This window comes from Frankia sp. R82 (genome assembly GCF_023716925.1).
Taxonomy (GTDB): Bacteria; Actinomycetota; Actinomycetes; order Frankiales; family Frankiaceae; genus Frankia.
Map to the genome: position 1 here is coordinate 1 of NZ_JAMQQG010000224.1, position 8108 is coordinate 8108.

The following is an 8108-nucleotide window of genomic DNA, read 5'->3' on the forward strand; positions in this document are numbered from 1 at the left end:
CAGAGCCATGAAAAAGGGGGCAGTACATAATTGGCACTGACAATCGGCACGCTGTTGAGTTCTCAAGGAGCAGGCGCAACCGGAACTTTTTGTTTTTACTGCGTTCCGGTGCTTCTTTAACTTACCCGCCTCTTCGTTCGGTGTCAAATCGCTTTTTTAGCGATTGTGGCGCCGGTTGAACAGGTTCGTGCGTGGCCAGAATTTCCGCTTTCGCTTTACTCTGGCTTTCCCTTAACTTACTCGCCTCTTCGTTCGGTGTCAAATCGCGGCTTTTGCTGCGATTGTGGCGCCGGTTGAACAGGTTCTTTCGAGGTACTCATACTCGGAAGGCTTCTTTCAAAGCGCTTGAGTGATTCGTACCTTACGAGCTTCGGATGGATTGTGTCAAACCGCTCCGATTTATGCGGGTTTACCACCCGCCGAACCGGCGACTGCCACTTTGCCAACCATATCGCACCGTCCGCGGCCCGTTTCCTCGGGGGGTCTGTGCCCCCTCGGAGGAGATCTGGTCCTGCGCGACATCGAGCTCACGGTAAAAGCTCGGTGGGCGACGAAGAGGAACTATACACGACCAGGGCCAGCGCGCACGGCTGCGCGGGCATAACTTTCTGACACCGTCGACCGACGGTGTGCTACCTACCCGACGGGCGAGCCGTGCAGACGGTTCCCGTCTGGCCGGATCGACCGCGATCCCGCAGCGCGGGATCGTCTGACCAGCTAGTACCCGGCCTCGCGCGCCGCCAAACCACGTTCCTTCCCCGGATCCGGCCGGACCCGGACCGAGATCCGGGTGCGTACCGCGCATCGCCGTGCCGATGTGCCGATGTGCGGCTGCGTCCCGGCGGGGTCGGCTCGGCGGCTCGGCGGCTCGGGCGGGAACCTCCGTCATGCTGGGAGGCCGCGCATCGACACCGGAGGTCTGCATGGTCCAGCTCGGCGAGGTGACCTGGCCGGAGCTGGCTGGGCCTCGGCCCCTGCTTGTGCTACCGATCGGCAGCCTCGAGCAGCACGGCCCGCATCTTCCCCTCGACACGGACAGCCGGATCGCGGTCGCGGTCGCGACCGGGCTCGAGCGTCGTCTCACCCCACTGCTCGTCGCACCCGTGCTGGCGTTCGGGGCCAGTGGCGAGCACGCCGGATTCCCCGGCACGCTGTCGCTGGGTACCGATGCGCTCGCCCACGCCGTGATCGAGATCGTGCGGTCGGCGGACGAGCTGGCCAGTGGCGTCCTCCTGGTCAACGGGCACGGTGGCAACGTCGTGGGTCTGCGCCGGGCCGTCACCGTGCTCGGTGCCGAGGGTCGACAGGTACTGCTGTGGACGCCGACCACCGCCCTCGCCCGCATCGCCGGTGTCCCTGCCCCGACGACGGCCGGAGCAGGCGATCTGCACGCTGGTCGCAGCGAGACCTCGCTGCTGTTGTACTTAGCCCCGGGAGCCGTCCGGCTCGACCGCGCGACGGCCGGTCCGACCCCGCCCCTGGCCGAGCTCGTCGCCCGGGGCGTCGCGGCACTCAGTCCCTCCGGCGTCCTCGGCGATCCCTCCGGCGCGTCGGCCGACGAGGGTGCCCGGCTCCTGGCCGCCTACGTCGATCATGCGGCCGAGCTCCTGCTGGCCTGGGCCGGGCGGGCGGGCATCCCCCCGCCCCGGCCGCACCCGGCTCCACCCCCGCCGTGACGTCCGGCCCATCCGGACGGGCCGCACAGCCGGACGGGCCGCACAGCCGGGACGAACAGCCGGCAGGCAGCGTGCAGGGATGGTCGCCGTGGACGCGGGCTTCAGCCGCCGACCGGCTCCGCATCGGGCCAACCGCCGTACCGGTCCGCGGCAAGGACGAAGGCGGCCGCACCCCACAGGGCGACGCGGTCCGGGTCGGCGCTGCGCAGGATCCGCAGTCGCCGGGCGAAGGCCAGCCCGGCATGGCGGTCGAAGCCGGCCCGCATCGCATCCCAGAAGATCGGCCCGGACTGGGCGAACCCGCCGGCCACCACGGCGGCGTCGAGGTCCAGCAGATTCGCTGCGGAGGCGAGGCCCGCGCCGACGGCACTCCCCGAACGGACCAGCTCCCGCCGGGCGGTCTGGTCACCGGCGGCGGCCGAGGCGGCCAGCGTCCGGCCATCAGCGGGTTGCCCGACCGGGGGAACCCAGCCCGCGGCCTGCGCCCGACGCACGGTGTGCGGTCCGGCGGCCATGACCTCCAGACAGCCGCGGCTGCCGCAGGGACACGGCGGCCCGTCGACGGCCACCGTGACATGGCCGATGTGCCCGGCGTTACCCCAGCCACCGTGCAGCAGCCGACCCCCGAGGACCAGACCGCCGCCGACGCCGGTCGACACGGTGACGGCCAGCAGGTTGCGCACCCCGCGGCCGACCCCGGCCCAGTGCTCACCGGCGGCCAGAGCGATTCCATCGTTGTGCACGAACACCGGCGCGCCGCCCACGAGGTCGCGCAGCCGGTCTCGCAGCGGGAACTCGCGCCACGCCGGGATGTTCAGCGGCGAGACCACCCCGGCCGGCCAGCGCATCGGCCCGGCGCAGCCACAGCCGACGCCGGCCACATCGGCCGCATCGATCTCGGCGACGGACAGGCTCTCGGCCACACAGTCACGCACCGCACCGAAGACCTGCTCGGCTCCGGAGGGCCCGGCTCCGGACGGCCCCACGACCGGTACCGGCCGGCGGGCGGCGCCGCGCAGCGTGCCGTCGGCATCCACCACCGCTGTCGCGATCTTCGTCCCGCCGATGTCGACTGCCAGCGCCCGGCTGGTCATGGCGCGCACCGGCCGCGATCGCCGGTCCGTCCGCGTTCACCCATCGGGGGAGCTCACCTGAGACTGCACACCGCCGACCTCATCACGCGCACCCGGACATCGCCACCCTCACCAGCCCGGGTCAGCCGGTGTCCACCGGTGCGGGCCAGGCCAGGTGGGCCGGGGAGAGCAACGTCTCCCCGGACGGGGGCACGATCCGACCAGCTGGCACGACTCAGCTGACCCGAATCATCTGGCCCGACGGCGACGGCCGGGCGCCGGGCCACCTCGGGAGGGGGCCGACGCCCGGCCGCGACCGGACAGACGGTGGATCAGCCGAACAGTGGATCAACCGGCCTTGCGCGCCTCGATCTCCGAGGTGAGCTGCGGCACGACGTTGAACAGGTCACCGACCAGGCCGTAGTCGGCGAACTCGAAGATCGGCGCCTCGGGGTCCTTGTTGACGGCGACGATCGTCTTCGAGGTCTGCATGCCGGCCCGGTGCTGGATGGCGCCGGAGATGCCGACCGCGATGTAGAGCTGCGGCGACACGGTCTTGCCGGTCTGGCCGACCTGGTTCTGGTGCGGGTACCAGCCGGCGTCGGTGGCGGCGCGCGATGCTCCGACCGCCGCACCGAGGGTGTCGGCGAGCTTCTCCACCAGGGCGAAGTGCTCGGCGGCGCCGAGACCACGACCACCGGAGACGACGACCTGCGCCTCGGTGAGGTCCGGCCGACCGGACTTGGCCTCGACGACCCGGTCGACGATCTTCGCACCCTTGGCGGTGTCGGAGATCGCGACGTCCACGACCTGCTCCGCAGGGGTGGAGGGGGCCGCCTCGGGCGCCGTGGCGTTCGGCCGCACGACGACGACCGGCACACCCCTGGTGACCTTCGAGGTCACGATCGTCGAACCGCCGAAGATGCCCTGGGTGGCGACGAGGTCGGGGGTGAGCGCGGTGGCGTCCCAGATCAGACCGGAGTCGATCTTGGCGGCGACGCGGGCAGCGACCTCACGGGAGTCCGAGGTCGCGGCCACCAGCACGGCGGCCGGGGCAGCCTCGCCGACGAGCTGCGCGATCACCTCGGCGGCCGGGCCGCCGATGTAGCCGGCGATGTCGTCGGATTCCGCGACGTACACCTTCGCCGCACCGAACTGGGCGAGGTAGTCCTTCGCCTTGGCGTAGGTGCCGGGCGCGCCGAGGAACACCGCGGCCGGCTCGCCGAACGAGCGGGCGAGAGTGAGCAGCTCGGCGGTGACCTTCTTCGGCTCTCCGTCGGCGTGCTCGACGAGTACGAGTACTTCAGCCATCGAACAAACCTCTCAGATGAGCTTCTGCGCGGAGAGGAACTCGGCGACCTTGGTTCCGCCGTCGCCCTCGTCCTTGACAATCGTGCCGCTGGAGCGCGGCGGGGCGGGCTCGGAGGTCACCACCGTGGAGGCGGCACCGGCGAGCCCGACAGAGGCGGCGTCGAGGCCGGCATCCGCGGCGGACAGGGTCGTCAGCGGCTTCTTCTTGGCCGCCATGATCCCCTTGAAAGAGGGGTAGCGCGGCTGGTTGATCTTCTCGACCACGCCGACGACGACCGGCAGGCTCGCCTCGACCAGCGCGTAGCCGTTGTCGGCGAGACGCTCGATCTGGACGGTGCCCGCACCCGGGTCGACCGTGACCTTGCGGGCCTGGGTCAGCTGCGGCAGGCCAAGGCGTTCCGAAAGCAGGGCACCGATGACGCCGCCACGGGCGTCGGACGCCTCGGACGAGGTGATGACGATGTCAGGAGACAGAGTCGAGATCACCTTGGCGAGAGCCGCGGAGGTCGCCAGCGCGTCCGACCCGTGCAGCGAGTCATCGGTGAGATGCACGGCCTTGTCCGCACCCATCGACAGGGCCTTGCGGATCGTCTCGACCGCCTTGGCCGGCCCCATCGTGACGACGGTGACCTCACCGCCGTGCGCTTCCTTGATCTTCAGGGCCTCTTCGACCCCGTACTCGTCCATCTCGTTCATCACGTTGTCGACGCTCTGGCGGTCAACCGTCTTGTCCGCCGCGTCGAGCTTCTTCTCCGCCCAGGTATCGGGAACCTGCTTGACGGTAACGACGATGTTCACGCCTTGGGGCCTCCGTAGCCAACTGCCGATGTCAGTGCTCTTGACATCGTCGCATCTGGGGCGCTCACGCGCTCGGTGATCGCTAGCGTGACGCAGGCCGCATCAGGCCCCTGACCTGGACGGCCGACGACGCACCGATCACGGCTACACGCCGTCGCCGACGTTAGTCCGTGCACCCCGCCGAGGCCATCCCCAGTGACGGGGTTATCACGACACCACGCTGGCAATCACGTACCGTCACCGACCTTGGCGATCTTCGCTACGGGCACCCATCGGCACAACCACACATACCCGCCGCCCGTCCGGACCTTGTCCGGTACTGGCCCCCGACCGCCCTCCATCCGTCCACCGACCCGACCGGGACGCCCCCTCGCGGTCGCGACCTGCACGTTTTGGCGGAAAGAAAGTGGATCATCTCGGGTTGGCTAGGGGATTTCGCCCCTAAACAGGCGTGCATTTCAGCCAGGTTGTGCACACCCCCTTCCCCCAAAAGTGAATGATCGACTACTTTCTGCCCCATGCGGTGCGCACAGCGCGACCGGCCTGCACGACGGTCACCCACCACATCGACGGGGGAACTATGTCGAACACACCACCAGACGATTCCGTGGACACCTCGGCCTTCGCCCGCCTGCTGCGCGAGGCCGGGGTGTCCGACACCAGGTTCGCCGCCCAGGTCAACATCCGTGCCCGCCGGCAGCGCCAGATCGACCTGGGGCTGGCCCGCACGACGGTCGGTCACTGGCGGCGTGGCATGCGCCCCCGGGACCCCATGGTCGCCGAACTCGCGGCGGCCGAACTCTCGGCCGGACTGGGCTATCCCGTCCTGCCCAGCGACCTCGGCTGGCGTGGCGAGTCCTACCGCCACGACGACCTGGGTCTGACCGGCGCGGGGGCTCCGGTGGAGACCCTGCGCACGCTCGCCGGACTTTCGGGACGTGACATGCACCGACGCGACCTGCTGCAGGAAAGCACGGCCTTCATCGCCACCGCCTTCGCCGATCCGGTGCTGTCCAGCCTCACCGGGGTGATCGACCGCGTCACCGGCGCGCACGAGCCGGTGGCCGGCGGCGGTGCCCTCATCCGCGACGTGACGGAGACCTTCCGCCGCCTCGACGCCAAGTTCGGCGGCGGCGAGATCCGTCCCCAGGTGGTCGGTTTCCTGCACGACCAGACCCGGGCCGCCCGCGACCGTCGACCCGACCCCGACCTGTTCAGCGCGCTGGCCGAACTCACCCAGTTCAGCGGCTGGCTCGCCCAGGACGGCCAGCGCCACGGTCTGGCCCAGCGCTACTACATCCAGGCGCTGAGCCTCGCCGAACACGCCGACGACACGATGCTCGCCGGCCGGGTGCTCTCCGGCATGAGCGACCAGGCCGCCCAGCTGGGGCACACCCGCCAGAGCCTGGCGCTCGCCCGGGCGGCGCTGAACCGTTCGGCCGGCGACTCGACGTGGGCCGTACGCGCGATGCTGTACGACAAGCACGCCTGGGCGCTGGCCCGTAACAAGGACGAGTACGGCTGCCAGGCCGCCCTGGACAAACTCGACGACGCGATCTCCCGCGTCGGGGACGAGGAGTCCCCGTCCTGGGCCGGTCACTACAACCTCGGCGACGCCGCCGAATGCCGTGGGCACTGCCTGCTGCTGCTCGACCGGGCCCACGACGCCGAGACGATGCTGCTGCAGGCACGGGAGCTGCAACGGGCCGCCCGCGCCCGGACCCGCAGCTACGCCGAGGCCGACCTCGCCCTGACCCGGCTGCGGCGCAGCTCACCGGAGCTGGAGGGCGCGCTCGAGGCCGGCGACCGGGCCCTGGACGTCGCCGGCCAGGTCACCTCGCTGCGGATCACCACAAAACTGTCCGAACTCGATGAGGCGCTCAGCGCACATTCCACCGTGGCGGTGCGCGAATGGCGGACCAGGGCCCGTCCGCTGCTGTCCGCCGCCCGCCGCGCCGGTGGTCCCGCCGCCGCCTAGGCACCGCCTGGGCACCGACCCCGGCGACGCCCGGTCGCGCAGGTCGGGGAGCCCTGGACGGGGCACCCTGCGCGCAGCCGGGCGAGCCGGGCGGGCACTCTAGGAATCGTGAGCTCCACCCAGGAATCCGGGCAGACCGCGCCGGACCCGCCGCCGCCCGTCCCGCCCTCGACGTCGCCACCCGGTGACATCCCGGTCGCCGCCCCGGAACCCACTGCCCGGACACCCCCCAGCCTCCCCACGGTGATCACCATCGTGGCCTGGGTACTGACGGGCGGGCTGGCTCTGCTCGCCCTCGGCCGCCTGCTGCACCTCGATGACGCGATCGACTGGCCCTACACCGTCGTCAACGCGCTCACGCCGCTGCTCTATCTGCCGGCCTACCTCGGCGCCGCGGTGGCCTTCGCTCGCCGACGCAACCTGCTGCTGATCCTGTCGGTGGCCCTCATCGCCGTCCACGCGTTCTGGACGGTGCCCGAACTGCTGCCCGGACATCCCGAGCACGCCGCTCCCGGATCCGCCCAGCTACGGATCATGTCGGCGAACCTGCGCTACGACAACGTGCACGCCGACCGGCTGGGCGCGCAGATCCGCAGCGCCAACCCGGACGTGCTCGTCCTCGTCGAACTGACCCCGCTGACGTTGTCGAAGGTGACCTCGACCGGGGCACTGCGTCCCTACGGCTACCAGGTGGTCCGGCCGACCCAGGGCGCGTTCGGCGCGGCGGTCTACTCCCGGTTCCCGCTGCGCGACGCCGCCGCACCGATCATCGGTGGCGCGATGTCGCTACGAGCCATCGTCCAGGTCGACGAGAACCGGCGCTTCGTCATGTACGCCGTGCACACCATCTCGCCGACCTCCGGGGAGTACACCAGCCGCTGGCGCTCCCAGCTGAGCGACCTGCGCCGCGAGGCACGCGCCGCCACCCTCCCGGTGGTGATGGCCGGGGACTTCAACGCCACCCGCGACCACCGCCCGTTCCGTCGGCTGGTGGACGCCGGCGTCCGCGACGCCCACGATGTGGTCGGCGGCGGCTGGGCACCGACGTGGAGCGCCACGGCGGTGGTCGTCCCGCCGGTACTGCGCATCGACCATGTGCTGGCCTCCCCCGCCTTCGCGGTGACCGGCTTCAGTGTCGGACGCGAGTACGGCAGCGACCATCTGCCCGTGCTCGCCGACCTGGCGATGCGCTAGTCCCGCCGCCGCGACCGGCCCGTCCGACCGGCCCGTCCGACCGGCTGCCGGGCAGGCGCCGGGCGCGGGCCTGGCGGG

6 protein-coding genes are annotated in these 8108 nt (G+C 70.9%); 3 read left to right on the top strand and 3 right to left on the bottom strand.

Going from position 1 to position 8108, the window contains the following annotated elements; translation table 11 throughout:
* Window positions 1-923: 923 nt before the first annotated feature.
* Window positions 924-1676, top strand: a complete 753-nt coding sequence (gene mftE / locus ND747_RS18825; protein WP_251735035.1) for a mycofactocin biosynthesis peptidyl-dipeptidase MftE — start codon at window positions 924-926, stop codon at window positions 1674-1676.
* A 101-nt stretch (window positions 1677-1777) separates the two neighbouring features.
* Here mftE and ND747_RS18830 read toward each other — a convergent pair whose 3' ends face one another.
* The 3 genes from ND747_RS18830 to ND747_RS18840 form a co-directional block, all read right to left on the bottom strand.
* A complete protein-coding gene (locus ND747_RS18830) occupies window positions 1778-2770 on the bottom strand; it encodes an ROK family protein (RefSeq protein ID WP_251735036.1) in 993 nt (330 codons plus the stop codon).
* A gap of 327 nt (window positions 2771-3097) precedes the next feature.
* A complete protein-coding gene (locus tag ND747_RS18835; protein WP_251735037.1) occupies window positions 3098-4060 on the bottom strand; it encodes an electron transfer flavoprotein subunit alpha/FixB family protein in 963 nt (320 codons plus the stop codon).
* Window positions 4061-4072: 12 nt separating this feature from the next.
* On the bottom strand, window positions 4073-4858 hold the full coding sequence (locus ND747_RS18840) for an electron transfer flavoprotein subunit beta/FixA family protein (RefSeq protein WP_251735038.1): 786 nt from the start codon (window positions 4856-4858) through the stop codon (window positions 4073-4075).
* Window positions 4859-5438: 580 nt separating this feature from the next.
* Between ND747_RS18840 and ND747_RS18845 the strand changes: the two genes are divergently transcribed.
* On the top strand, window positions 5439-6836 hold the full coding sequence (locus ND747_RS18845; RefSeq protein WP_251735039.1) for a transcriptional regulator: 1398 nt from the start codon (window positions 5439-5441) through the stop codon (window positions 6834-6836).
* 108 nt (window positions 6837-6944) lie between these two features.
* A complete protein-coding gene (locus ND747_RS18850) occupies window positions 6945-8030 on the top strand; it encodes an endonuclease/exonuclease/phosphatase family protein (protein ID WP_308204656.1) in 1086 nt (361 codons plus the stop codon).
* The last annotated feature ends 78 nt before the right edge of the window (window positions 8031-8108 follow it).